Annotated in this window: 1 pseudogene; it reads left to right on the top strand. The window is 54.7% G+C overall.

Features of this window, described 5'->3' with window-relative positions:
* Nucleotides 1–627: pseudogene (locus ASV53_RS24395) on the top strand (ISL3-like element IS1411 family transposase); the annotation flags it as partial.

Genomic DNA, 627 nt, shown 5'->3' with positions numbered 1-627 from the left:
AGCCATGCCCCAAGTGCGGGGCTGCTGGTGTTTCACGCGGTACTGTCGATAGGCATCTTGCTCACACACCTTACGGACAACGACCAACCAGATTGCTGCTGCGTATCCGTCGCTGGCGTTGTGCTTGCGGCTGTTTCTGGCATGAAGATACAAACAGTGCAGCACCTCCACGTTCAAAGCTTTCATATGGGGCGATACGCTGGGCATTAGCTGCCATCGTGCTGGATCATCTGTCGGTATCTCGTGTTGCGAGCCAGCTTGATGTTGCATGGCACACCGCTAATAATGCCATTATCAACGAAGGACGGCGCCTGCTTTTTAATGACTCGACACGTTTTGACGGTGTGACCGTGCTGGGCGTGGATGAGCATGTTTGGCGACATACACGCTGTGGTGACAAGTACGTCACCATCGTGGTTGACCTTACGCCCGTGCGTAACAAAAACGGGCCGGCCCGCTTGCTCGATGTGCTGGAAGGCCGCTCCAAACAAGCCTTTAAGCAATGGCTACAGAGTCGCCCCAAATCGTGGCGTGACCAGATCGAAAGCATTGCCATGGACGGTTTTACGGGGTTTAAATCTGCAGCGCAAGAAGCCCTGCCTCAAGCCCAAACCGTGCTGGATCCTT

The organism is Photobacterium sanguinicancri (assembly GCF_002265265.1).
GTDB classification, from domain to species: Bacteria; Pseudomonadota; Gammaproteobacteria; order Enterobacterales; family Vibrionaceae; genus Photobacterium; species Photobacterium sanguinicancri.
This window is presented reverse-complemented; position numbering and strand designations above follow the sequence as displayed.